Genomic DNA, 24,112 nt, shown 5'->3' with positions numbered 1-24,112 from the left:
GCGGACGTGGCGACTCTCATCCTCGTTCGGCATGCGCGTTCCTCGGCCAACGGTTCCGGTGTTCTGGCCGGGCGCACTCCCGGTGTCGGTCTCGACGAGACCGGCCGCGGCCAGGCCGCGAAACTGCCCTCCAGACTGGAGGGCGTGCCGCTGAAGCGGGTGGTGGTCTCCCCGCTGCAGCGCTGCCGGGAAACCGTCGGCGAGCTGGTGTCGGGGCGGGACCTGGAGCCGGTGGTCGAGCCGCGGCTTTCGGAGGTCGACTACGGCGACTGGACCGGCAAGAAGATCTCCGAGCTCACCGGTGAGCAGTTGTGGAAGGTCGTGCAGCAGCACCCCTCGGCGGCGGTGTTCCCCGGTGGTGAGGGGCTGGCCGAGGTGCAGGCGCGCGCGGTGGCCGCGGTGCGCGAGCACGACCGCCAGGTCGCCGACAACGAGGTGTGGTTGCTGTGCAGCCACGGTGACGTGATCAAGTCGGTGCTGGCCGATGCGCTGGGGCTGCACCTGGATTCCTTCCAGCGGATCGTGGTCGATCCGTGTTCGGTGAGCGTGGTGCGCTACACCGAGACGCGCCCGTTCGTGCTCAAGGTCAACGACACCGGCAGCGACGTCTCCGGGCTGCTGCCGCCCGCCGAGTCGGAGTCGGCGGGTTCGGACGCGGTGGTGGGCGGCAGCACCGGCAACACCGCGGCCGAGACCGATTCGCGGGGCTAGTCGAGGATCTCCACGACGTGGCAGCGGCGGCCGGTGCGCAGGTGGTGCCGGTGCCCGCTGGTGAAGGTCACGGTGACGCGCTCGGGGCCGTCGGGGGTCACCGATTCGACGACGGCGACCGGTCCGATCGCGCCGTGCAGGCGCAGCGGGGTGCCGGGCCGCAGGCGCGCGGCGGGTACGCGGCGCAGGTTCGTGGCCCGCGAGGCCGGGCGCCAGCGCCGCACCCACAGCCACCAGCAGGCCAAGCCGGTCACCGCGAGCACCAGCGGCAGCCACGCCCACACCCGGGTCAGCGCCAAACCGGTCGCCGCGCCGGCCAGGGTCGCCCACAGGCCGGAGGAGATGGCCAGGGGTCCGATCTGCAGCCAGCCGGTGGTGCGGATCGTGCCGTCGGCCAGCGTGCCCCGCGGCGGGGTGGGCGGGGCCTGGTCGGGGAAGTCGAGGTCTTCGCCGACGTCGCGGCGCCGCGAGTGCTCCGGGGTGATCTTGACCAGTGTTTCGTGGCCGTGCAGGGCCTCGTCGCGGATCGGGGTGAGCTCGCCGCGCACGAGGGTCTCGCGGTCGGCCAGCGGGGTGTCGTGGCGCGTCTGGTCGGGGTTCACCATTCCTGCCACCTCCAGGCTCCGTCGGTGTAGTCGCAGACGTAGCGGTCGCCGTCCTCGCCGCGCGCCACGTCACCGGGTTCGTCGCACGGTTGGCCTTCGGTGACCTCGGGCGAGTGTTGCCGGCTGGTGCTGGTGGTCGTCGGCGCCGTGGTGGTCTCCGGCGGTGGCGGAGGGGGCGGAGGTGCGGTGCTGGTGGTCGTGCGGGTGCTGCTGCGCGTCGGGGTCGTGGTCGAGGTGGGTGCCTGGCTGCTGGTGGTGGGGGCGGCCGTGGTGGTCTCCGGCGGCGGGGGCGGTGCCGTGGTGGTCGGGGCGAGGTTGACGACCTGCGGCCGCGGTGGGGTGGCCTGCGGGCGGTCGGGTGTGGTGGGCAGGTTGGCGACCACACCCGCGCCGGTGGCCGTGATCAGGGCCAGCGCGGGCAGCAGGCGCACCACCAGGGGGCTCTTCCACCACAGGCGCAGCGGGGCCGGGGGTTGGGCGGGCACGTCTCGGGGTCTCCTTCGTGCGGGGTCCCGCGCACCCTACGCGACGCGTGTGAACCGCGTCTCGCGATCTTGAACGCGAAAACCCTTGCCATGACGCACAAGACACCTACCGGCACGTACCGTGACCATCCACTGTGGCGGGTGGGCCGTCGGTGGGTGGGTGCATCATCGTGGCATGGTGATCGAACTGCGCGATCGGGCCGAGATCGAGGCCCTGGCCGAGACGGGGGCGGTGGTGGCCGCGGTGCTGCGCGCGGTCGGCGAGCACGCCGCTGCCGGTGTCGGTCTGGGGGAGCTGGACGAGATCGCCCGCGAGGTGACCGCCCGGCACGGTGCCCGGCCGGTCGAGGGGCGGGTGCTGACGACCTCGCTCAACGACGAGATCACCGGCGGGCTCCCGGACTCGCGGGTGCTGGCCGACGGTGATCTGCTCAGCGTCGCCACGACCCTGGACAAGCAGGGCTGGTTCGCCCGCGCGGCCACCACCCTGCCCATCGGCACCGTCGACGACGGCGACCGGCTGCTCATCGCCGCGACCCGCCAGGCCCTGGCCGACGGCATCGCCGCCGCCCAGCCCGGAGCGCGCCTGGGCGATGTCTCCCGCGCGATCGGCCTGGTGGCCCGCAGCAACGGCTACGGCATCCCACCCGTGGGCGGCCACGGCCTCGGCCGCCAACCCCACCAAGCCCCCGCGGTGGCCAACGACGGCCACCCGAGCCAAGGCCTGCCGCTGCGGCCCGGCCTGGTGTTCACGATCGAACCGGTCTTCACCGCAGGCGGCCACGACCACCTCGACACCGACCGCAGTCCCGTCCTGCGCACCACCGACGAGTCCCGATCAGCCCACGCCGCCCACACCCTCGCCATCACCCGCACCGGCCCCCGAATCCTCACCGCATGACCGGCGGAGGGACGCGGCTACGGGTGTACGTTCGGTGACGGGGCGTGTGCGCCCGCCGGGTTTCGCTCCCACATCGACGAGGAGTCTTCGTTGTCCACACCTCTTCCCGACGGTCTGCTCGCTCTGCTGCGCCGGCCGAGTCCTTGTTTCCTCGCCACCGTCATGCCCGATGGATCACCCCAGCTGACTCAGACGTGGGTGCACACAGACGGTGAGCACATCCAGATCAACATCGTCGAGGGCATGCGCAAGGCCAAGAATCTCGCGCGTGACCCGCGTGTGGCGGTCAACATCGCCGACCCCGACAACATCGCCCGCTACTACGCGGTGCGCGGCCGCGTCATCGGCTCCACCACCGACGGTGCCGCCGAGAACATCGACGAGATCTCCCACAAGTACCTGGGCGTGCCCTACCCCGGTTTCGGCGGCACCGGCGCGCAGCGGCGACTGCTGACCATCGCCGTGGACTCGATCGCCCACGCACCCCAGGACTGAGCCGCGACCGCTGTCCGCGACCCGGGTGCTCAGCTCAGCACTCGTCCGAGGAAGCCGCGCAGGTAGCCCGCGACGACTTCCAGGTGGCTTTCGAGCAGGAAGTGGCCGCCGTTGATCAGGTGCACTTCGGTGTCGGTGGCGTCGCGGGCGAAGGCGCGTGCGCCCTCGGGGCCGAAGATCTCGTCGTTGCGGCCCCACACGGCCAGCACCGGGACCTCGCTGGTGCGCAGGAATTCGTGCAGCAGCGGGTAGAGCGGGCGGTTGTTGCGGTAGTCGCGGAACAGTGCCAGCTGGATCTCGTCGTTGCCCTCGCGCGAGACGAGGGTGAGGTCGTGCTCCCAGGTGTCGGGGCTGATCACGCTCGGGTCGGGGACGCCGTGCAGGTACTGCCAGCGGATGGCGTCGTGGCTCAGCGCGGCGCGGACCGCGGGTTCGGTGTCGGGCCCGGGATGTGCCCCGTAGGCCCAGACGTCGGTCCAGAACGCCTCGACGAAACCGTCTTCGTAGCCGTTGCCGTTCTGGGTGGCGATCGCCGTGATCCGCTCGGGGTGTGCGAGGGCGAGGCGCCAGCCGATGGGGGCGCCGTAGTCCTGGACGTAGAGGGCGTAGCGGTCCAGGCCCAGTTGGTCGAGCAGGCCGGAGGTGAGCTCGGCGAGGGCGTCGAAGGTGTAGGTGAACTCCTCCGCGCCAGGGGCGGCGGAGTGGCCGAAGCCGAGGTGGTCCGGCGCGATGACGTGGTAATCCGCGGCGAGCAGCGGGATGAGCTCGCGGAACATGAACGAGCTGGTCGGGTAGCCGTGCAGCAGGACGATCGCGGGGGCCTCGGCCGGGCCGGCTTCGCGGTAGAAGATCTCGTGGCCGTCGACGGTGGCGGTCCGGTGGTGCACCGAGCTCATTTCTAACCTCTTCGGTTGTGTGATGTGGTTAGTTCCTCGTCATGCAAGCACGCGTGAGCTAACCTGTCAAAGGATTCGATCTGGTTAGGACGGAGTGGCTCGCGATGGACGCGCTGCTGGACCTGCTCAACAGCAGACCGCTGGTCAACGGCGAGGAACAGGACGCGCTCGACGACCCGGCCGAAGGCGCACGCTGGGCGCGGGAACACGGCGGCGACGGCAGCACCGCGGAACTGGCGCTGCTGCGCCAAGCACGCGACCTCCTGCGAGACGTGGTGCGCGGAGAGAGCACCCCCACCGCGTTGAGCCCGCTGCTCGAAGGCGTCCACCAGGTCCCGGAACTCACCGCGGACGGTCTCCAGTGGACGGTCCAGACCCCACCGCACGCCCGTCTGGCCGTCGAGATGGTGCTCGCCTGGGCTGCGGTCGAGCAGCAACTACCCGGCCGGCTGCGGCCCTGCGCCAACGACGCCTGCCAGCTGTTCCTGCTTGACCACAGCCGCGCCAACCGCGCCCGCTGGTGCTCGATGGCCACCTGCGGCAACCGCGCAAAAGCCCGCCGCCACTACGAACGCACCCACTGACCCGTCCGGCGAGGCGGTTGCGGGCTCACCGCGTCAGACCCGCCGGCGGGTGGTCGAGTGCGCGCCAGGCGGGAAACACCAGCGGGCACAACGACATCAGCGCGGCGATCGCGGTGAACACCGCGATCGCCGGCATCAACCCCAGCGCCGAGCTCAAGACCCCGGCCGCCACCGTGCCCACCGGCATGCCGACCAGGCCCGCCATCGCGATCGTGGCGTAGACCCGGGCCCGCAGCGGGGGTGGTGTGCGTTCGGCCTTGACCGCGTCGAAGATCGGGTTGAGCGGCCCGAACGCCAGCATCAGCACACCGCTGACCACCACCAGCACCGACACCGGTGGCTGCAGCAGGAAGATGCCCGCACGCGGACCCAGCACCGGCGCGCAGCAGACCACCACGGTGAAACGGCGCGGCCACCGCAAACCCACCAGCGAGAACAACGCGGACCCTGCCACGAGCGCGGCACCCGTGGCGGCGAAGACCGCGCCCAGCTGGACCGGTGAGGCCAGCACCCACGCTCCGTAGGCGGGCACCAGTACCGAGAACAGGCCCGCGTTGAGGGCGTTGGTGACCGCCGCGGTGCTCATGATCGCCAGCAACGTCCGGTCGCCTCGCAGGAACCGCCAGCCCTCCCGCAGGGCCGTCAGACCGCGCACATCGGGTGGCAGGTGGCCGGATTCGGCTTGGCAAGCCCGGGTGATCGACGCCGCGAGCAGGAAGCTGGCCGCGTCGATCCACAACGCCACCGGTGCTCCCAGCAGGGCGATGACCACCCCGGCCACCGGTGCGCCCAAGGCCTGCGCGCCCTGCTCGGGTGCGTCCTGGATCGTGCTCACCCGCTCCACCGCGACCCCGGTGCGGGCGGCGATGTCGGGCACCAGCACCTGCCTGGCTGTGCTGCCCGGTGCGCGCGAGAGCCCGAGCACCGCGGCCAGAACGGTCAGCACGCCCGCGGTGAGCAGGTGGAGGTGGTGCAGCAGGGGGATCGCGGCGACGACCAGGGCTGCGGCGAGGTCGAAGCGCACCGCGCAGCGGCGTGGTCCCCATCTGTCGACCCAACCGCTTGCCACCGCCGAACCGGCCAGCAGGCCGAGGGTTTCGGCGGCGGTGACGACCCCGGTGTGCAGGGTGTCGCCGGTGGTGGCCAGCACGAACCAGGGGATGGCCAGCATCGTCATCCCGGTTCCCAGTCCGGAGATCGCCGTGGCCGCCGCCAGGCCCGCCAGTGGCCGGATCATGACCGCCTGATCACGACCGGGGGTGCGGGCGGGGGAGCAGGTGCCAGTGGACGGTGACCTCGGTGTCGCCGTCGCGGCGTGGGCGACGGTAGCGCTGCACGAGTGCGGCGATCTGCTCGCCGAGTTCGGTGGTTTCGGCGGCGGTGAGCCACAGGCGCAGGTCGGAGAGGTCGGCGGCGGCGCGCCAGTGCGGCGGGTGGTCGGTCATGGTCGCCACGTAGGTGCCGACCTGGTCGTGGTGGACGGTGTTGATCGCGTGCAGGTAGGTCGAAAGCGATCCGGCCAGGTCCGGGTCCTGCGACAGGGCGGCCGCGTCGAGCGAGGTGACGTCCTGGGCGGCGCGCCACCAGCGTTCGCGGCGGTTGCCGCGCTCGGTGTCGTCGGCGACCAGTCCCGCTTCGGCGAGTTGGCGCAGGTGCCAGCTGGTGTTGGCGGAGTTCTCGCCGAACCGCCGGGCGAGGTCGGTGGCGGTGGCGGGCCCGTCGGTGCGCAGCGCGCCGAGCAGCCGCACCCGCAGCGGATGGGCCAGGGCGCGCAGCTGCTTGGGGTAGCCGTAGTACTCGCCGAAAATCGGGCGGATATGAGGTCTGGGCTGCTGATCGGACATGGCTTCACTCCGCCTGGGACGACTGGCCGCGCTGGAGTGTGCGGTAGACGGTCGGCCGGGAGACGGAGAACAGCTCGGTGAGGTCGGTGATCGTGTAGTCGCCACTGTCATGCATGCGCCTCAGTTCGGTCTGCTGCTTCGGCGAGAGCTTGGGTTGCTTGCCGCGCAGCTTTCCCTTCGCCTTCGCCACGGCCATGCCTTCGCGGGTGCGCATGCGTAGGAGGTCGACTTCGAATTCGGCGAAGGTGGCCAGGATGTTGAAGAACATCTTGCCCATGGGGTCGGCCGGGTCGTAGACCTGTCCGCCCAACGACAGCGCGACGCCGCGCTCGGCGAGGTCGTCGCCGATGGCGCGGGCGTCCGGCACCGACCGGGCCAGCCGATCGAGCTTGGGCACCACGAGGGTGTCGCCAGTTCGGACGGCGGCCAGGGCCTGATCGAGCCCGGGCCGCGTTCTCTTGGTGCCGGTGAGTCCGTGGTCGAGATAGATCCGGTCGGCGTCCACGCCGAGTTCGGCCAGGCGCTGGCGTTGGGCGGTGAGGTCTTGCTCGTCGGTGGAGCAGCGGGCGTAGCCAACCAGGGTGCCGGACATGATCGGCAGTGTAACGGTTAGCCACCCCTCAGTGAGAGTTTCACCGTACCAGGTATCTGAGACAACCCTGGTCAGCGGAACGCCAGCTCGTGGCTTCGTCTCGCGTCAGTATCGGCCGGGCGGTGCTGTCTCAGTGGGGGTTCGGTCATCGGACACCTGTCACCCCGGGCCGATCGGTGATCAGATCGGGGTTTCTCGGCGATCACGTCCACGGGTTTGATGGTCGACTGGGCGAACAAGACCCCCGGTGTTCTCCGCGAGGGTTTGGGCGAGGTGGCCGGACAGGTGGGCCTGGACGGCCGGAGTCGTCTCCGAACGCGTCGTAGATGCCGAACAACGACGTGCCGAAGCGTTGGGCGAGCCAGCGGACGGTTCCCGGTTTCCTGCCCGAGCAGGGCCAGCCAGTGCTGCGAGCGACCCGCCGAACGTCAGGATGAGCCCTGGTCCTGAGCTTGCAGGCTCTGGCGGCGTTCCTGCTCGCGTTTGCTGTAGGCGGCCTGGCGGACCGCGTCCTCGCTGGCGAGCCCGGAGCCCAGGGCACCGGCGATGGTGCCCATCGAGGCGGACAGCCAGGCCACGATCGCGAACTCGCCGAAACCGCTGGGGTGTTTAAGGGTGGAGGTGAGATAGTCGGGTGGGATCACCACCAGCGCCGAGATCAGGGTGACCACGAACAGTAGCGCGTACATGCACAGCACGCCGATCGAGATCGTCAGCGCGGTGGCTACGTTGTAGAGCGCGGCCTCCTCGCGCAGTTGCCGGTCCGACGGCCGCTCCCACAGGCTGTTGTCGATGATCAGCCACGCGATCATCGCGAGGACCGCCAGGACGTTGACCAGCATGAGGCGCCACCCGCTGAACGCGTCGGCGAGCTGCCAGATGTTGGAGTAGAACACCCCAAACGCCGCCCCCGCGGCGGCGCCGGCGAGGGGCCGGGGACAGGCTCGGCACCAGCCGCCACGGCCGGTTCGCCCGCACCATCCCGGCCAACAGCCGCAGCCGACCCCGGGTTCCGGTCAGGGCCAGGTGGGCGTCGATGCCCTCGTCGGTGGAGTCGACGTGCTGCACCGGGGCGCCCAGGCCCAACGCCCGGTGGGCGCGCGGCCCGCCCTGGCCCGGCCCGTCGGTCCCGCCGTCGCCGAGCGGTTTGTCGATCAGGTGCTCGGCGACCAGGTGCACGATCACCTTGCGGGCCTGGCGGCCCAACCCCATCGCGCCCAACCCGAGCAGCGAGACCAGGCCGACCGCAGCGGCGAGCCCGTAGTCGGAGACGATCGGCTGGGTGCCGGCCCGGCGGGGGAGCTCGGTCACCAGGATCACCAGGTCCCACCTGTGCTCGGCCATGGTGCGTTGGCCGATCTCGACCAAGGGCAGGGTGCCGTGCTCGTCGAGGGTCAACCGCTGGGAGGCGGTCCCGACCCGCCATCGGACACGGCCGTCGGTCTCGTGCTCGAGCACCTCGGGCAGCTGTGCGGCGAGGTCGGCGGACAACTCGGCGGGCAGCCCGGGGTCGCTGAGCAGGCCCAGCGTCACCGTGGGCGCATCGGCCACGGTGACGCCCTGGCTTGCCACAACGTCACCTCCCGCGCGGGTCGAGCGCTGTGGGCGGCCGCCCGCAGCGGCCCACCGGCTGCTCGGGGCCACCTCAGATCGGTGGTTTCTCGGCGATCACGTCCACCGGTTCGATGCTGGGCTGGGCGAACAGGGTGCCGGTGTTGTCGTCGAGGGCTTGCGCGACCTGGCCCGAGAGGTGGACCTGGCGACCGGAGTCGTCGGGAAAGGCGTCGTAGATGCCGAACGACGAGGGCCCGAAGCGGAGGGCGAACCACCGCACCGTGCCCGGCTCCTGCTCCACGATGCCGAGCCCCTGCTGCAGGAAGTTCTCGACGTCGCTTTCTCGGCCCGGTAGCGCCTCGATCCGGACGAGGAGCCCGACGGTCACCGGTTCAGCCATTTTCTGGCCTCCTACTCAAACGGGTGCTGTTTTAGAGGCGCGGCTCTCCACGCCTGGGCCCCTTGCCCCGCCGGCGACGAGAGCCGCGCGAGGGATACGTCAGGCGGCCTGGGCGGGGTTGAGCACGACCTTGGTCCAGCCGTCTTCGCGGGCGTCGAAGTGCTTGTAGGCGTCTGGGGCTTTCTCCAGCGGCAGGTTGTGGGACACGATCCAGGAGGGGGTGGCCTTGTCGGCGGCGATGAGGTCGCGCAGGTGGCGGTTGTAGCGCTTGACTGGGGCCTGCCCGCAGCCCATCTGCTGGCCCTTGAACCAGAAGTTGCCGAAGTCGAAGCGGGCCTTGCCCTGCTGGGACAGCTCATCCGGGCCACCGGGGTCCTGCGGGATGAACACCCCGACGGTGCCGATCCCGCCGGTGAACCGCACGGAGGCGACCAGCTTGTTCAGGGTGTCGGCGTTGTCCTCGTTGCCTTGCGGGTCGTGGGCCTGATAACCGACGCATTCGGCGCCGCGGTCGGCGCCGACCCCCTTGGTGTGCTCGGTGACCTGCTCGACCGGGTCGACCTTCGAGTCGTCGATCGCGATCGCCCCGATCTGCTCGGCCAGGCGCAGCCGGTCGGGGTGGCGGTCGACGATCATCACCTTCGCGGCGCCCTTGACGCTCGCGGAGAGGGCGGCCATCAGCCCGACCGGGCCGCCGCCGTAGATCACGATGGTCTCGCCCGGCTTCAGCCCCGACATCTCCACGGCGTGCCAGCCGGTCGGGAAGATGTCCGAGAGCATCACGTAGTCGTTCTGCTTCTCGGCCGCATCCTCGGGCAGGCGCAGACACTGGAAGTCACCCCACGGGATGCGCAGCAGCTCAGCCTGGCCGCCTACCCAGCCGCCCATGTCGGCGAACCCGTAGGCCCCGCCGGCCATGCCCGCCACGTTGGCGGCCAGGCAGTAGTTGGTCAGCCCGTGCTCACAGTTCTGGCAGTGCCCGCAGGAGACGTTGAACGGCGCCGAGACCATGTCCCCGACCGCGACCTTGTCGACCCCGTCACCGACCTCGACGACCTTGCCGACGTTTTCGTGACCGAAGACGCGGCCCTGCTCGAAGTCGGTGCGCCCTTCGTACATGTGCAGGTCCGACCCGCAGATGTTCGTCGCCGTGATCCGCACCAGGACGTCGTTGGGCCGCTCGATACGCGCGTCGGGAACGTCGGAGACGGAGACGTCGTGGGGTCCGTTATAGACCAGTGCCTTCATGTTCTTCTCCTCTGGCGGATGGGTTCGATTCAGGCCTGGGTGGGGGCCCGGTGGCGGCCTTCGGCGAACTCCTCGACGATCTTGGAGCAGAACGCGGGCAGGTCGTTGGGGTCGCGGCTGGTGACCAGACCCTGGTCGGTGACGACTTCCTGGTCGACGACGTTCCCGCCGGCGTTGCGAATGTCGGTGCGGATACTGGGAAACGACGTCAACGTGCGGCCCCGGACCACGCCGGCCTCGACCAACGTCCACGGCCCGTGACACAGCGACCCGACCGGCTTACCGGCGCCCACGAACTCCCGCACGAAACCCACCGCGTCGGAGTTGACCCGCAGCCCGTCAGGGTTGACCGTGCCGCCGGGCAGGATCAGGGCGTCGAAGTCGTCGCCGGAAACGTCGGAGACCAACCGGTCGACGGTGAAGGTGTCGCCCTTGTCGATGTCGGCGTTCATCGACTGAATCTGCCCGGTATGGATCGACAGCAGCGTCACCTGCGCCCCAGCCTGCTCCACCGCCTGGCGGGGTTGTTCGTACTCGACCTGCTCGACACCGTCGGTGGCCAGGATCGCGACCCGCCGACCGCGCAGCTCATCTGCCATGGGAATCACGCCTCCTCATAGTGTGGCGAGAACCACAGGATTGCCCCGGGTCAGGCCGGGTCAAACCAGCCGCCGAGCGGCGGTCAGCGCGGATCGGCGGGCGGTGCCGGCGGTGGCCGCACCGGGCCACGGTGCTCACCCGGCAGCGCCGAGCAACTCGTCGACCACCCCGCGACCACCCGGCAGTCTCCGCGGGCCGGCGGGACCGCGGTCACGGACCCAGGCCACGAACGCGGCGGCGACCTCGGCGAGCTTGGTGTTGGGTGTGCTGCCGCATGGCGCTGGAATCCGTACACGGGTTCGGTCGATGCCCCTCTCCGCACTGCCCTGGCCCGCACAGTGCACGGAGCCCACGCCGCCGCCTGCCTGCCCCGCGCCGGTGGGCAGATCCACGCGGGCGTGTAACTACCACCAGGCCGACTGGCCCAGCCTGATCCGCCTGCTGGACGAGACCTTGGCCGCGGCCCTGGCCCGGTTCTTCCCGCCGGTCTGGCGCGCCCGGCTGATCGAGGCCAATCCTCCTCGCCGCCGGAGGCACCGCGTACGCATACCGATGGTTTGCGGAGATGGTGCGGGCTCGAGCTACGTGGGTCGTTGGATAGGGCTGTGGTGGGTAGTCGTGGGGCGTCACCGACGGTGGGGAGTGCTGCGATGACGATGCCGGAAGATGCGAGGAACGGTTCGATCGAGACGGTGACTGTGGGGGTGGTGGCTGATCCGGTGGCCGCGCCTGCGCAGATTGCTGAGCAGCTCGCCCATGATTTGCCGGGGCTGCTGTCCGAGCAGCTGGAGGACAACTGCGTGTGGCGCGTGGATGTGCACCGCGAGCGGTTACCGCCCAGTGACGACCGCCATACCGAGATGATGGACGTCGCTGGCGAGCGGATGCGGCAGCACGGGTGGGATCTTGCTGCGTGCATCACGGATCTTCCGCTGCGTAGTGGCCGGCAGCCAATCGTGGCCGATATGAGCAACGAGCGCAGGGTTCTGGTGGTGTCGCTACCGGCATTCGGAGGCATGGCGTTGCGCCGCCGGGTGCGAGGTGTGGTGACCCAGCTCGTCGTCGACATGCGCAGCCGGGGTACTCCCTCGGAGGGGACCGAGGGGCACCGGCGTCGCCGACTGCCCTGGCTGGCCAACCGCTTCCAGTGGGTCACCCCGGAGCAACGCGACGTCGACGTGCGCGTGCTGGCCTCGCGAGGCATGGTGCGGCTGTTGATCGGCATGGTTCGGGACAACCGTCCGTGGCGGCTGGTGTTCGGGTTGACCGGGCCGCTGGTGGGGGCGTTCGCGTTCAGCGCGTTCTACTTGATCAGTACGTCGGTCTGGCGACTGGCCAGCACGATGGGGCCACTGCGCCTGTTGGCCGCGGTGCTCGGGTCGGTGGTTGTCATGGTCGCTTGGCTCATCGCCTATCACCGGCTGTGGGAGCAGACCAGGGGCCGGCCCGTGCACGAACGCGAGCAGGCGGTGTTGTTCAACGCTTCCACGGTGCTGACCCTGGTCATCGGAGTGGGGTGCATGTACGGGGCGCTCTACGTCGTCAACCTGATCGCGGCCGGTGTTGTCCTCACTCCTGAGGTGTTCGGCCAGTACATCGGGCCCGGACTCGGATTCGGTGACTATGCCGTCGTCATGCTGCTGGTCACCGCGGCGGCCACTGTTGCCGGCGCCGTCGGTTCCGGCTTCGAAAGTGAAAACTCGATCCGCGAAGCCGCCTTCAGCTACCGCGAACGCGAACGCCGCCAGGTCCTGCACGACACACAGACCCGACGTGAACAGCAAGAAGGCCGTGGCGGTTCCGCAGAAACATAACCGGTTACTCCACCGATGGTTCCCTCCAGCAGCAAGCGTCCGCTTATGGTAATGGGGCCGTAGTGCTCGCCGAAACCCGGGCGGATATGCCTGCGGGGGAATTCCTGCCTTACTGGTTTGCAAGGGGATCCGCTTGCGTACGGGTGTCTTGGCGGTCTGGCGCTTAGAAGAGGGTGTCGCCGATGCGCAGTGGCCGGTAGCCGGTGGGGCCGAGCTGGGCGAGTTCGCCGTCGATGTCGCCGTCGATGTCGACGTCGATGGAGCCGAAGAAGTTGATGTTCTCGCTGTGCGCTGGGGAGATGTGGGCCAGGACCTCGTCGTCGATGCGGCGTCCGGAGCGGCGCATCGATGCCACGGCCAGGCCGTAGTACTCGGTCGTCCAGGTCACCACCGCGTTGGTCACCAACGTCAGACACCACGCCTGCTCGGTCTGGGCTTCCAGGTGCCGGGCGCGGATGGTGCCCTCGTGGGCGTAGAGCAGGTCGCGCTTCAAGGCGTGCAGCGACTCGCCCTTGTTGAGCTGCCGGGAGATCTTGCGCCGGTACGCCGGGTCCGACAGGTAACGGGCGGTGTAGATCGTTCTGCGCAGTGCTCCGTACTCCTTGAGCGCTGCGGCCAGCGAGTTTTGCCGGCTCGACGCCGAGAGCTTGCCGACCAGCAGCGAAGCGGTAGCGTGCCCGAACTTCAGCGACCCGGCAAGCCGCAGCAGATCATCCCAGTGCGCGGCGATGAGATCGAGGTTGGCCCGCCGCGTCAACAGCGGCCCCGCGTGCGAGAACGCCGAAGTCATCTGTGATTTCGGCCCGGTCCGGTGCAGCGTGATCTTGCCGAGGTCGCGGATGCGCGGTGACAGTTGCAAACCCAGCAGGTCGAACAGCCCGAAGTTGACCAAGGTGACCCCGTGGGTGTCGGTGGCATGCTCGGTGATGGGGATGTCGGTGGCGTTGCCGAGGATGTCGTCGAGCACGTAGTGGGCTTCGCGCTTGGTCGCCACGATGACCTTCGTACCGTAGGTGGTGTGCTGGTCGGTCACGTGCGTGTAGGTCGACAGGCCCTCGTTCGCGAAGTACCTGCTCAGCGCCCTGGCGGTGACCGATTTGCCGCGGGTGGGGAACCGCTGCCCGTCACTGGAGGACAGGGTGCCGGAGCCGAAGATCGCCGTCAGCGGCAGCTGCTGGTGATAGCCGATCAGCGCCAGGTTCGCCGCGCGCAGGGTCTCTTCCCGTACGTACCACTCGGCGGTGAAGGCCAGGATGTCGTAGGAGATGCCGCAGGCATCGGCCATGCGTGTAAGTCCGAGGTTGGTCGAGTGGGCGAGCAGCACCGCGATGAGGTTGCGCTTGAGCTCCGGGCTGCGGGTCTGCTTGCCGCCGGCGTGGGTGAAGCAGTCCAGGAACCCGGTGCGCTGGTCCATCTCGATGAGCAGGGACACGATCGGCGCGAACGGCAGCATCTCGGTCAGCTCGGCCTTCAACGCCGTAGCCTCGGCCGGGATGTCTTCGGCCGACAGCGGAGAGATCACCAGCTCGCCGTCGTCGTCCAGGCGCGCCGGGCCGTCGCCGTCGGCGAGCGTGGTTTCCAGGTCGCCCAGCGCCGTGTGCAGCTCATCTTCGACCTCGGCCAGCGCCTTGGAGGCATCCGCGGGTTTGCCGACCAGAGAGCAGAACTGGCCCCGCTGCGCCGCCCACGTGTCCGGCGTGAGCAGGTAGGCGGCCGGATCGGAGTAGCGACGCGAGCCGGGCACGAATACATCCCCGGTGCGCAGCCCGTCCCGCAGGGCCAGCAACGTGGCAAGCTCCCAATAGTGCCGGTAGGCGGTGCTGCTGCCCGTCTTGGCGGCCTCGTCGAGGTAACCACGCCAGCGGGTCGGGACGAACCCCGTCGGCGCGTGCGCCGGGACCTTGCGGGCGCCGGTCGCATTGAGCTCGGCCAGGATCTCCACCGCCCGCAGTAGCTCGGCCGCGGCGGTGCCGCCGGAAAACCCGACGGCCTCCAGCACCTGCGGGGTGAACTGCCGCAGATAGCTGTACGAGCCGTCCAGCGCGGCCAGATGCCCGTGATCCCGCGGCAGCGGAGGCAACGCAGTCGACTGGGCGTCGCGTAGCCGTTGCCACCCGATCCGTTCGCCTCGGATCAACCCGCCGACCTGGTCATCACTGATCCCCACATCGAAGATGACCTCGAGTAGGTCGTCCAACAGCTCTTGGCGGTCTTCCCCGGAGCGGGCGCGCTCGGCCAGCGCGTCCCGCATGGTGTGTCCGGCCTTGCTCTCCCGCGCCGACAGCGCCTGGTCGAACAGTTGCACCACCTCGTCGAGCACCTCCGTGGCCGACTGCGCCAACACCGTGGCCAGGACCGGATACCGACGCTCCGGCTCGCGACGTTGTAATGCCTGGGCAGTCAGTCGACGGCCCATCGTGGCCAGGAACCGCCGCCGTTCCGCCGGCAGCACCGACAGATCCAGGGTTTCCGCGCCCATGGCGCGTAGGAACTCCAGTTTGGAGATCTCGGTCTTCACCGCCGCGGGCGAGGCCTCCACCGGCCCGGTGCACAGCCACCGCAGCCGCGTCATCCCGATCGTCGAGTCCACCACCAGCAGACCGTCCAGCGCGGCACGGCGCTCGTCGGTGAACTCGCGGGCCAGCCGGTCGAACGTCTCCTGCCGCGCCACCTCGCGGGCGTGCGCGACTCGCTCCACCACCGTCACCGGGCCCGGGCGGATCACCCGCGCCGAGCTCAGGTACTCGCAGGACAGCCGGAACAGCAACGTCGGCGAATCGTGCTCCATCGCCCGCGCCAGCAGGAACTCATCCAACTCTTTGAGCTCCAGCGCACCCGCCGGCCGCCACCCCAGATACCGCGCCGCCTGCCGCAGATGCTCCGTCCGGGTCTTCGCCCGCCGCCCGTACGAGCGGATCGCATCCGGATCCACGCCCAGCTGCTCCGCCAGCCGTGCCACCGCCGCCCGAGGCGCCGAGCCCACGTCATCCGGCACGAACCCGAGCCAGGGCAACGAGCACAGGGCCACGGCAAGACCCAACCGATCCGTCGGCCCCCGGCCTCGCCCGGGATCGACGAACGCCACGTCCGCCGGGGTCAACGTGAAGAATCGGAACAGCTCCTCCCGGCCGATCTCCGGGAACCTCCGCAGGGCCTCCAGGTCCGCATCGGTGAACACCTGCGTGGCCAACCAGCACCTCCCGCCAGAACCCGACAATCACCAGCTCAGCAGCCTAGCGAGGCATATCCGCCCGAATTTCGGCGAGTACTACGGCGACCCCTGCTTGGCGTCGAGCCGCACCTCGCGTGATGTGTGGGGTTCGGTCATGACCCCCACCGATAGAACCGCAAAGACACTTTGCAAAGACTCTTTGGGGTGCGTGGGCGGCTGCCCACGCACCCCAGGTGGTCAGTTGAGGGTGAGGACTACTTTGCCGAGGTTGGTTCTGGTTTCGAGGGTGGTGTGGGCTCGGGCCGCTTCGGTCAGGGGGATCTGGTCGTGGACGCGGGTGCGCAGGTGGCCTTGGCGGTGGCGGTCCCAGAGCTCGTCGCGCCAGTAGGCGTGCAGCAACGGTTTCGGGGGTGCGCCCATGCGGAAGCCGGTGGCCGAGGCGCCGCGCAGCATCAGCTCGCGGGAGCAGATCGGGCCCGGCAGGCCGGCGAAGGTCACCAGCCTGCCGCCCGGGCCCAGAGTGCGGACGGCGCGGGCAAGGAGGTCGCCGCCGACGGCGTCGAGGACCACCTCCACCGGTGCGCCCCGGTCGAGGGCGTCGTAGTCGAGGACGCGGTCGGCGCCCAGGTTGGTGAGGTAGCGGCGCTTGTCGGTGGTGTTGCCGACCGCGGCGATCACCCGGGCGCCGTGGGCGCGGGCGAGCTGGACGGCCATCGTGCCCACCGCGCCGGCCGCGGCGGTGATCAGCACCGTTTCGCCCTGGCCGAGCATGCCCGTGGTGCAGGCCTGGCGGGCCACCAGGCCGCTGCGCACCAGGGCCACGGCGGTGACCGCGTCGGCGTGGTCGGGGATGGGGGAGGCCAGGGGTTCGGCCAGCAGGGCCAGTTCGGCGTAGGCGTGCTCGAAGCACAGGCCGGTGACCCGGTCGCCGAGCTGGAAGTCGCGCACGCCGGGGCCGATGGCCTGCACGGTGCCGGCGATCTCGCCCGCCAGCGGGGCGGGTTCGGGGCCTTCGCGGACCCGGCGCACGGTGGGCAGGGTGACGCCGATGGCTTCGCAGGCCACCAGCAGCTGGCCCGGGCCGGGCTCGGGGACGGGGACGTTCTCGACGAACAGGACCTCGGGTCCGCCGGGGATGACGTGGTTGACGCGGCGCATGACGCTCACTCCTCGAATTCGATGGGTTGACCAACGAATTCGAGGTTAGAAGCACGACCGTTGGGTCGTCCAACGATTTTTCGCTAGGGTGCTCGCGTGACCGACCACGCGCTGCAGCACATCCACTCCCTGCCCAGCTGGCTGACCGGACGCGTCGCCGCCCGCGGCCGCGAACTGCTCGCCCGCTCCCTGGCCGCCGAAGGCCTGCGGCTGAGCCAGTACGCGGTGCTGGCCGCCGTCGCCGAACACGGCCCCGCCGCCCAAGCCGACCTCGTGCGACGCCTGCACATCGACCGCAAGGACGTCGTCGGCCTGCTCAACGACCTCGAACGCGACGACCTCGTGCGACGCAGACCCGACCCCGCCGACGGCCGCAAGAACGCCGTGTCGGTCACCGACCGCGGCAAGGACACCCTGCGGCGCTGCGCCGCGTTGGCCGAGCAGGCCAACCAGCAACTGCTGGAACCCCTGAGCGCCACCGAACGCGAGCTGCTGATCACCCTGCTGGCCCGGCTCCAGAACGCCCACACCACCGGCGAGCCGGCCGAGGGGGATCAGTCCCAGTAGGTGTGCAGCCGCTGCGGGGTGAACGCGCCCTCGTCGGTGACCACCGTGGTCACCAGGTGCGGATCGGTGACGTCGAAGGCCGGGTACAGGCCGGTGACCTTGTCGCTGGCGCTGCGCCGCCCCAGGGTGTGCAGCACCTCGTCGCCGTCGCGGAACTCGATGGGCACCTGCGCGCCGGTCGCGGTCTGCGGGTCGGGGGCGTGGCACAGGGCGTGGAAGGGCACGCCGAAGGCCTGCGCGGCCACCGCCAGGCCCAGCGTGCCCACCTTGTTGATCACCGAGCCGTCAAGGGCCACCCGGTCCGAGGCCGTCACCAGCGCGTCCACCCGGCCCTCGCGCATCAGCGACGCCGGCATGCCGTCGGTGACCAGCGTGACCGGCACCCCCATCTCGGCCAGCGATTCGGCGGTCAGCCGCGCGCCCTGCAGGTAGGGGCGGGTCTCGGTGCAGACGAACTCCGGGCGCTTGCCCTGCTCCAGCAGCGCCTCCACCAGCCCCAGCAGGTACAGATCACCCCAGCAGTGGGTGAGCACCCGCGCGCCCTCGCCGATCAGCTCGGCTCCCGCCCGGCCCATCCGCCGGCACCGGTCCCGGTAGTCGCGCTCACCGGCGCGCGCTCCCTCCACGGCCGCGGCCGCCACGTCGTCGCGACCGTCGACGGCGGCGAGCACGAACGCGGCGGCCTTGCTCGGCTGATCATTGGTCGGGCGGGTGGCGATCAATCGGCGCGCCGCGGCCGCCACCCGCTCCCGCGCCACCACCGGATCCAGCTCCCCGGTGTCGCGGGCGGCCAGCGCCAGGCCCCACAGCACCGCGAAGTACGGGCCCGAGGACTGGGTCACCATCTCCTCGATCGCCCGCGCCACCTCCTCGACGGTGCGCGCGTGCACCCAGCGGTGCTCGAACGGGAACACCCGGCGATCCAGGATGTGCACGCCGTCGTCATCGAAGCGGACGCTGTCGGCGAGAACGGGGGTGACTGGAGACGACATCGCATCCTTCATCGAGCGCGAACCGGCACGGGCGCCCGCGAGCCTAACCAGCCGACTCGCGCACCCCGGACCCCACCAACTGGTTTGCTAGGCTCACGACACCGCGCTGATCGCCGCACACGCAGGCTTGATCACCCGAGGTCCCGCGACACCCGCGCCCCTCACCCAGGCACCACCCGGCGCACCCGAAGGACACCGCAGTTGAACCACCCCCGCCCCGCCGACACCGGACCCGTGCTGCGCGCCACCGACGTCGACGTCGTCCGCGACGGCACCCACCTGCTCGACTCGGTGTCGATCGAAGTCCACCCCGGCCAGCACTGGGCGCTGCTCGGCGCCAACGGCGCGGGCAAATCCACCCTGCTCAACCTCCTCGGCGCGCACGGCCACCCCACCCGAGGCAGCGTGGAAGTCCTCGGACACCGCCTCGGTGCGGTCGACATGCGCGCCCTGCGCAGCCTCGTCGGCCACATCAACCCCCGCCACCCGCTGCAAAGCCCCCTGACCGTGCGTCAGGTCGTGCTCACCGGGCTGACCAACACCACCGAACTCGTCCCGCGCTGGCAGCCCGGCGACGACGACCTCGCCCGCGCCGAAGCGCTCATCAGCGTGCTGGGCATCGCCGAACGCGCCCAGGCCCGCTGGAACACCCTGTCCCAAGGTGAACGCGGCCGGGCCCTCATCGCCCGCGCCCTCATGCCCCGGCCCCGGCTGCTGCTGCTCGACGAACCCGCCACCGGCCTGGACCTGGCCGCCCGCGAACAACTGCTCACCAGCCTCGACGAACTCCGCCGCGAACACCCCGACCTGGCCACCGTGCTGGTGACCCACCACCTCGAAGAACTGCCCACCGGCACCACCCACGCCCTGCTGCTGCGCGAAGGACAGCCCCTCGCACAAGGCCCGGTCGAGGAGGTGCTCACCAGCGACCACATCAGCAAGTGCTTCAACCACCCCGTGCACCTGGCCCGCGACCACGGCCGCTGGCACGTCCGCGCCCGCACCTGAGCACGAAAAAACGGTGGTCCTGGCACGGGCGCAGGATGCAGGTCTGCGCCCGTGCCAGGACCACCGCCGAACCGGGGTGAAGAAGGGCTCTAGCGGCGCTTCTTCGGCGGGTCCTTGCGCAGCAGGTCCGGGCCGATGATCCGGCGCACCACGCGCCGCATCAGGCTGCGCTTGCGCGGCGGCGTGGCCGCCGGCTTGCCGCCGACCGCGGGCTGCGGGCCGGTCAGCGCCGCCGGCGAGGCCGCCGCCCCCTCGGGGTTGAGGCGCTTGGCGAACTCCGGCTGCTCATCGCGGATCGCGGGAATGTAGGGCTGGGTGACCTCGACGTGCTCGGGCACCGGCGGCGGAGCCATCGGCGGTCCCGCCACCTCCGGGCCCGCGCCCATCGGGGGCTGCGCCGGCATCTGCGGCGCCGCGGACGGCAACGGGGGGATCGAGGGCATCGACACCGGTTCGTCGGCGTAGAAGGCCTGGAAGGCCGTGTCGCCGGCGATCGCCTCCTGACCCGCCTCGGGGGAGCGGGCCGGGTGGGAACCCGGGTCCAGGGCTTCGGCGAAGGTCGTGCCCTGCGACATCGCCGTGCTCGGGCGGGGCGGCAACGACCCCTGCGACGGCTGATCGAAGGGCGGCTGCGGTGCTGCGGTGCGGAACTCACCCGGCTGCGGCGCGGCCGGGTGCTCCTGCGCGGGGGCCACCTGACCCACCGGGGTCACGGGGTTGACGGGCTCGGCGGCGGGAGCGGGCTGCTGCGCGGCCGGGTCGAACCGGTCCGCGGCGCCGTGCTCGTCCGCCGGGTCCACGGGCAGCTGGCCCATGATGCGTGTCGTCGGGGATCCCGGGTCCGGTTGCTGCTGTTGCGCTTCCGAGGGGACCACGGGCTGGAACCACGGTCGAGCAAGATCGTCTTGAATAGTCATCCGTATCGACTCTGCGTCAGCAAACGGCCAATGTCACCGGATCGGGGACTTCCCTTCCGGCGGAGCAGACCCTACCGGTCACGGACCGGTAAAGGACACCCCCGTGTTTCCTAACCCACGACCACTCACCCGCACCGGCATTCGTCATCGGCCATGACCGCCTGCCTGAGCTGCCCGAACTCCGCCGCCAGCGTCGCGGCCGACCAGTGCGCGTTCAGGCCGCTGGGATTGGGCAACACCCACACCCCGGCCTCACCGATCGTCCGATCCTGCTTACCGAACGTGGCGCGCTTGGCGCCGAAGGCCGCCCGGTAGGCGGTGATGCCCACGACCGCCACCCACTGCGGCCGGTACCGCGCCACCTTCTGCGCCAGCACCTCGGCGCCGGCGGCGAGCTCGTCGTCGGAGAGCTCGGCGGCCTTCGCGCTGGCCCGCGACACCAGGTTCGTGATGCCCAGCCCCAGTCCCAGCAGCTCCGACTGCTCCGAGGGGGCCAGCTCGCGCGGGGTGAAACCGCTGGCGTGCAGCACCGGCCAGAACCGGTTGCCCGGACGCGCGAAGTGAAAACCCGTGGCACCCGACCACAAACCCGGGTTGATCCCGCAGAACAGCACCTTCAGATCCGGTGCCAGCACATCACCGATCGTGGCCCCGCTGGCGGCTTCCAGTTCCTGCGCACTCGGCCGGTCACCCGACAACTGACCTACCTCCCCGTCCCCGGTTGTTCCACGGACCCTAACCACACCGCCCCGGCGTCCCGAACGCAGCGCCCCCGCCCGCACCCGCACCGGGCACCAATGCGATCATGGCCGCCCGCGCGGAGCGACCCGCACGAACGGCCATGACACGACATCCCTGGTCAGTCGGTGCCCGACTCCATCGCCGCGCGGTCCAGCGCCTGCGACTCGGACTCCTCGGCACCCACCGAGGCGATCGCCTCCGCGCCACCGGCCTGCAGCGAGCCCACCAGCTCGGTCTGGGCCTTGCCGACCAGACCCAGCTGCGCGTAGCCCTCCAGCTTCGCCCGCGAGTCGGCGATGTCGAGGTTGCGCATCGTCAGCTGGCCGATGCGGTCGGTCGGGCCGAACGCGGCGTCCTCGGTGCGCTCCATCGACAGCTTGTCCGGGTGGTAGGAGAACGCCGGGCCGCGGGTGTCGAGGATCGAGTAGTCCTCACCCCGGCGCAGCCGCAACGTCACCTCACCGGTGATCGCCGAGCCCACCCAGCGCTGCAACGACTCCCGCAGCATCAGCGCCTGCGGGTCGAACCACCGGCCCTCGTACATCAACCGGCCCAGCTTGCGGCCCTCGTTGTGGTAGGAGGCCACGGTGTCCTCGTTGTGGATGGCGTTGACCAGCCGCTCGTAGGCGGTGAACAGCAGCGCCATGCCCGGGGCCTCGTAGATGCCGCGGCTCTTGGCCTCGATGATGCGGTTCTCGATCTGGTCGCTCATGCCCAGACCGTGCCGGCCGCCGATCGTGTTGGCCTCGTGCACCAGGTCGACCGGCGAGGAGAACTCCTTGCCGTTGATGGCCACCGGGCGGCCCTGCACGAACGAGATCGTCACGTCCTCGGGCGCGATGGCCACCGACTCGTCCCAGAACCGCACACCCATGATCGGGTCCACGATCTCGATGCCGGTGTCGAGGTGCTCCAGCGACTTCGCCTCGTGCGTGGCACCCCAGATGTTGGCGTCGGTGGAGTAGGCCTTCTCCGCGGAGTCCCGGTAGGGCAGGCCGTGCTCGACCAGCCACTCCGACATCTCCTGCCGGCCGCCCAGCTCCTGGACGAAGTCCTCGTCCAGCCACGGCTTGTAGATCCGCAGCCGCGGGTTGGCCATCAGCCCGTAGCGGTAGAACCGCTCGATGTCGTTGCCCTTGAACGTCGACCCGTCGCCCCAGATCTGCACGTCGTCGGCCAGCATCGCCCGCACCAGCAGGGTCGCGGTCACCGCCCGGCCCAGGGGAGTGGTGTTGAAGTAGGTGCGCCCGCCCGAGCGGATGTGGAAGGCACCGCAGGCCAGCGCGGTGAAGCCCTCCTCGACCAGCGGCTCGCGGCAGTCGACCATGCGCGCGATCTCGGCGCCGTAGTCCTTGGCCCGGCCCGGGATCGAGGCGATGTCGGACTCGTCGTATTGCCCGATGTCGGCGGTGTAGGCGCACGGCACCGCGCCCTTGTCGCGCATCCAGGCCACGGCGACGGAGGTGTCGAGACCCCCGGAGAAGGCGATGCCGACCCGCTGGCCGACCGGCAGAGACGTCAGAACCTTGGACATGCGAGAAAGTTTATGCGATGGACTGTATGGTTATCCACCCGGGGTGGCCGAGCGTGCCCCGACTCACTGCCCGCACCCCCACCAACCGGCCGATCACGGCGCCGGGCGGCGCGTGCGCACCCGGGATCCGACACCACCGGTGGCCGAACTCACCGGCCCCTGACCTGCCACGGGAATGCCGGTTGGGCAGAATCGCCGGTGAGGGATCCGGACGAGGCGCACCGTACCTGGACGTGCAAAGACGGTGCAGGCGCGGAGGAGCGCGCGATGTCATGGCATGGATCGTCCTGATCGTCTCCGGCATGTTCGAAGCCGTGTGGGCCGTGGCCCTGAGCAAGTCCGAAGGCTTCACCCGCCTGATGCCCTCGCTGATCTTCGTCGCCGGTCTGGCGGTGAGCATGGGCGGACTGGCCCTGGCGATGCGCACCCTGCCCGCCGGCACCTCCTACGCGGTGTGGGTCGCCATCGGCGCGGTGCTCACGATCGGCTACTCGATGGCCACCGGCGACGAATCCATCTCACCGCTCAAGATCGCCCTGCTGCTCGGGTTGATCACCTGCGTCGTCGGCCTCAAACTCGCCCACTGAACCATCCCGGGGCGTGCCGTGCCAGCGCCATCGGTCCAGCCGCGCACGCCCCGGCACGTCGGCGCGGCCGGTGCACCACAACAACCCCGTCCACGGATCGGTGTCGGTGGGGGCATCGGGGAAGAGCCGGTCGAGCACCTTCGCGCACAGCCCGGCGGGAGGATCCCACGCCAGGCCGAGTCCGTCGGTGACGTCGTGGGTGTGCACGAGGGTTTCCACGACGCCCATCGCCGCGAAACCTTCCGGATCCGAGACGCCGAAGACGTGATACGAGCGCAGGCCGGGCGAGGCGGTGCGCACCATCGCCACCAGCAACGCGCCCGCGGCCTCCAGCGTCAGCAGCAGCCCGTCCGGCCCGGCGTCGGGATCGGCGTGCACCGCGTTGAACGGGCCACCCTCGCGGCGCGGCCACCACAGGAACGGCATCTCGCGGTCCCGTGGCGGGGCGGACGGTCCCAGTTGCACGGCGTAGGAGAACAGGTCATCGCCCAGGTGCTCGACGGTCTCCCACCGATCCCACTGCAACGACCCGGCCCTGTCCCGCCACGCCCCGGCGGGAACCTGCCGCAACACCCCCAGCGACAACCGCACCGCCGCGTCCAGGTCGTCGGCGCTCACCTTGGTTCGAGACATCCCCGGACCCTAGCTCCACCGCCTGAGGCCGAGCCTGCGAATTTTCGCGGTCGTCGTTGTGCCGCGCGGAGTTT

General features: G+C 70.4%; 25 protein-coding genes and 1 riboswitch. Of the genes, 8 read left to right on the top strand and 17 right to left on the bottom strand.

Annotated features, from left to right (window positions below):
- Positions 1-6 precede the first annotated feature (6 nt).
- Entirely contained in the window at positions 7-711 is a 705-nt protein-coding gene (locus BM424_RS17440; protein ID WP_093419077.1) for a histidine phosphatase family protein, read from the top strand.
- Here the strand turns inward: BM424_RS17440 and BM424_RS17435 are convergent.
- Positions 708-1,316 carry a hypothetical protein gene (locus BM424_RS17435; RefSeq protein ID WP_093419074.1) on the bottom strand — a complete coding sequence of 203 codons (609 nt, stop codon included), beginning with the start codon at positions 1,314-1,316 and terminating at the stop codon, positions 708-710. The genes BM424_RS17440 and BM424_RS17435 overlap by 4 nt on opposite strands.
- A complete protein-coding gene (locus BM424_RS17430; protein WP_093419071.1) occupies positions 1,310-1,801 on the bottom strand; it encodes a hypothetical protein in 492 nt (163 codons plus the stop codon). The genes BM424_RS17435 and BM424_RS17430 overlap by 7 nt, the downstream gene beginning before the upstream one ends.
- Before the next feature lie 175 nt (positions 1,802-1,976).
- On the opposite strand from BM424_RS17430, the gene BM424_RS17425 reads away from it, so the two are divergent.
- Positions 1,977-2,702, top strand: a complete 726-nt coding sequence (locus BM424_RS17425) for a type I methionyl aminopeptidase (protein WP_245775912.1) — start codon at positions 1,977-1,979, stop codon at positions 2,700-2,702.
- A gap of 90 nt (positions 2,703-2,792) precedes the next feature.
- Positions 2,793-3,197 carry a PPOX class F420-dependent oxidoreductase gene (locus BM424_RS17420; protein WP_093419069.1) on the top strand — a complete coding sequence of 135 codons (405 nt, stop codon included), beginning with the start codon at positions 2,793-2,795 and terminating at the stop codon, positions 3,195-3,197.
- Positions 3,198-3,226: 29 nt separating this feature from the next.
- Here the strand turns inward: BM424_RS17420 and BM424_RS17415 are convergent, their stop codons facing one another.
- Positions 3,227-4,093: an alpha/beta fold hydrolase gene (locus BM424_RS17415; protein WP_093419056.1), complete on the bottom strand. Its 867-nt coding sequence runs from the start codon at positions 4,091-4,093 to the stop codon at positions 3,227-3,229.
- Positions 4,094-4,197: 104 nt separating this feature from the next.
- Between BM424_RS17415 and BM424_RS17410 the strand changes: the two genes are divergently transcribed.
- A complete protein-coding gene (locus tag BM424_RS17410) occupies positions 4,198-4,677 on the top strand; it encodes a CGNR zinc finger domain-containing protein (RefSeq protein WP_093419054.1) in 480 nt (159 codons plus the stop codon).
- A 25-nt stretch (positions 4,678-4,702) separates the two neighbouring features.
- On the opposite strand, the gene BM424_RS17405 is transcribed toward BM424_RS17410, so the two are convergent.
- The 7 genes from BM424_RS17405 to BM424_RS17370 form a co-directional block, all read right to left on the bottom strand.
- The gene (locus BM424_RS17405; protein WP_093419051.1) at positions 4,703-5,914 is read right to left on the bottom strand and encodes an MFS transporter; all 1,212 of its coding nucleotides are present in this window, start codon (positions 5,912-5,914) and stop codon (positions 4,703-4,705) included.
- Between the two features lie 10 nt (positions 5,915-5,924).
- A complete protein-coding gene (locus tag BM424_RS17400; RefSeq protein WP_093419050.1) occupies positions 5,925-6,521 on the bottom strand; it encodes an ArsR/SmtB family transcription factor in 597 nt (198 codons plus the stop codon).
- A 4-nt stretch (positions 6,522-6,525) separates the two neighbouring features.
- The gene (locus BM424_RS17395) at positions 6,526-7,113 is read right to left on the bottom strand and encodes a recombinase family protein (protein ID WP_075850063.1); all 588 of its coding nucleotides are present in this window, start codon (positions 7,111-7,113) and stop codon (positions 6,526-6,528) included.
- Positions 7,114-7,541: 428 nt separating this feature from the next.
- Entirely contained in the window at positions 7,542-8,009 is a 468-nt protein-coding gene (locus tag BM424_RS17385; protein WP_093419049.1) for a hypothetical protein, read from the bottom strand.
- A 749-nt stretch (positions 8,010-8,758) separates the two neighbouring features.
- On the bottom strand, positions 8,759-9,067 hold the full coding sequence (locus tag BM424_RS17380) for a putative quinol monooxygenase (protein ID WP_093419048.1): 309 nt from the start codon (positions 9,065-9,067) through the stop codon (positions 8,759-8,761).
- Positions 9,068-9,166: 99 nt separating this feature from the next.
- Entirely contained in the window at positions 9,167-10,315 is a 1,149-nt protein-coding gene (locus BM424_RS17375) for a glutathione-independent formaldehyde dehydrogenase (protein WP_093419047.1), read from the bottom strand.
- A gap of 29 nt (positions 10,316-10,344) precedes the next feature.
- On the bottom strand, positions 10,345-10,914 hold the full coding sequence (locus tag BM424_RS17370; RefSeq protein WP_093419046.1) for a type 1 glutamine amidotransferase domain-containing protein: 570 nt from the start codon (positions 10,912-10,914) through the stop codon (positions 10,345-10,347).
- A 651-nt stretch (positions 10,915-11,565) separates the two neighbouring features.
- Here BM424_RS17370 and BM424_RS17365 point away from each other — a divergent pair.
- A complete protein-coding gene (locus BM424_RS17365; RefSeq protein ID WP_175548138.1) occupies positions 11,566-12,729 on the top strand; it encodes a GtrA domain-containing protein in 1,164 nt (387 codons plus the stop codon).
- Positions 12,730-12,892: 163 nt separating this feature from the next.
- Here BM424_RS17365 and BM424_RS17360 read toward each other — a convergent pair whose 3' ends face one another.
- Together BM424_RS17360 and BM424_RS17355 are read right to left on the bottom strand one after the other, a co-directional pair.
- A complete protein-coding gene (locus BM424_RS17360) occupies positions 12,893-15,907 on the bottom strand; it encodes a Tn3 family transposase (protein WP_217649748.1) in 3,015 nt (1,004 codons plus the stop codon).
- Between the two features lie 231 nt (positions 15,908-16,138).
- A complete protein-coding gene (locus BM424_RS17355) occupies positions 16,139-17,059 on the bottom strand; it encodes a quinone oxidoreductase family protein (RefSeq protein WP_093419043.1) in 921 nt (306 codons plus the stop codon).
- 96 nt (positions 17,060-17,155) lie between these two features.
- Between BM424_RS17355 and BM424_RS17350 the strand changes: the two genes are divergently transcribed.
- On the top strand, positions 17,156-17,626 hold the full coding sequence (locus BM424_RS17350) for a MarR family winged helix-turn-helix transcriptional regulator (protein ID WP_093419041.1): 471 nt from the start codon (positions 17,156-17,158) through the stop codon (positions 17,624-17,626).
- Here BM424_RS17350 and BM424_RS17345 read toward each other — a convergent pair.
- Complete coding sequence (locus BM424_RS17345) at positions 17,614-18,618, bottom strand: translation initiation factor eIF-2B alpha/beta/delta subunit family protein (protein ID WP_093419039.1); 1,005 nt, start codon at positions 18,616-18,618, stop codon at positions 17,614-17,616. The two genes, BM424_RS17350 and BM424_RS17345, sit on opposite strands and share 13 nt — an antisense overlap.
- A gap of 201 nt (positions 18,619-18,819) precedes the next feature.
- On the opposite strand from BM424_RS17345, the gene BM424_RS17340 reads away from it, so the two are divergent.
- Positions 18,820-19,626: an ABC transporter ATP-binding protein gene (locus BM424_RS17340; protein ID WP_093419037.1), complete on the top strand. Its 807-nt coding sequence runs from the start codon at positions 18,820-18,822 to the stop codon at positions 19,624-19,626.
- 89 nt (positions 19,627-19,715) lie between these two features.
- Here the strand turns inward: BM424_RS17340 and BM424_RS29505 are convergent, their stop codons facing one another.
- The 3 genes from BM424_RS29505 to argG all read right to left on the bottom strand — a co-directional run bounded on the left by BM424_RS29505 (position 19,716) and on the right by argG (position 22,818).
- Entirely contained in the window at positions 19,716-20,441 is a 726-nt protein-coding gene (locus BM424_RS29505; RefSeq protein ID WP_245775911.1) for a hypothetical protein, read from the bottom strand.
- Between the two features lie 227 nt (positions 20,442-20,668).
- Positions 20,669-21,178, bottom strand: a complete 510-nt coding sequence (gene mug / locus BM424_RS17330; RefSeq protein ID WP_245775910.1) for a G/U mismatch-specific DNA glycosylase — start codon at positions 21,176-21,178, stop codon at positions 20,669-20,671.
- A 224-nt stretch (positions 21,179-21,402) separates the two neighbouring features.
- Positions 21,403-22,818 (bottom strand): argininosuccinate synthase, encoded by a 1,416-nt coding sequence (gene argG, locus BM424_RS17325; protein ID WP_093419033.1) that lies wholly within the window; start codon positions 22,816-22,818, stop codon positions 21,403-21,405.
- Positions 22,819-23,004: 186 nt separating this feature from the next.
- Positions 23,005-23,069: riboswitch (guanidine-III (ykkC-III) riboswitch) on the top strand.
- Between the two features lie 21 nt (positions 23,070-23,090).
- Between argG and BM424_RS17320 the strand changes: the two genes are divergently transcribed.
- Positions 23,091-23,405, top strand: a complete 315-nt coding sequence (locus BM424_RS17320) for a DMT family transporter (protein WP_093419031.1) — start codon at positions 23,091-23,093, stop codon at positions 23,403-23,405.
- On the opposite strand, the gene BM424_RS17315 is transcribed toward BM424_RS17320, so the two are convergent.
- Positions 23,337-24,038 (bottom strand): hypothetical protein, encoded by a 702-nt coding sequence (locus BM424_RS17315; RefSeq protein ID WP_245775909.1) that lies wholly within the window; start codon positions 24,036-24,038, stop codon positions 23,337-23,339. The genes BM424_RS17320 and BM424_RS17315 overlap by 69 nt on opposite strands.
- Positions 24,039-24,112 lie beyond the last annotated feature (74 nt).

The organism is Saccharopolyspora flava (genome assembly GCF_900116135.1).
Lineage (GTDB): Bacteria > Actinomycetota > Actinomycetes > Mycobacteriales > Pseudonocardiaceae > Saccharopolyspora > Saccharopolyspora flava.
Note: the sequence above shows the minus strand (reverse complement) of the source record. Positions and strands in the feature narration are given on the sequence as shown.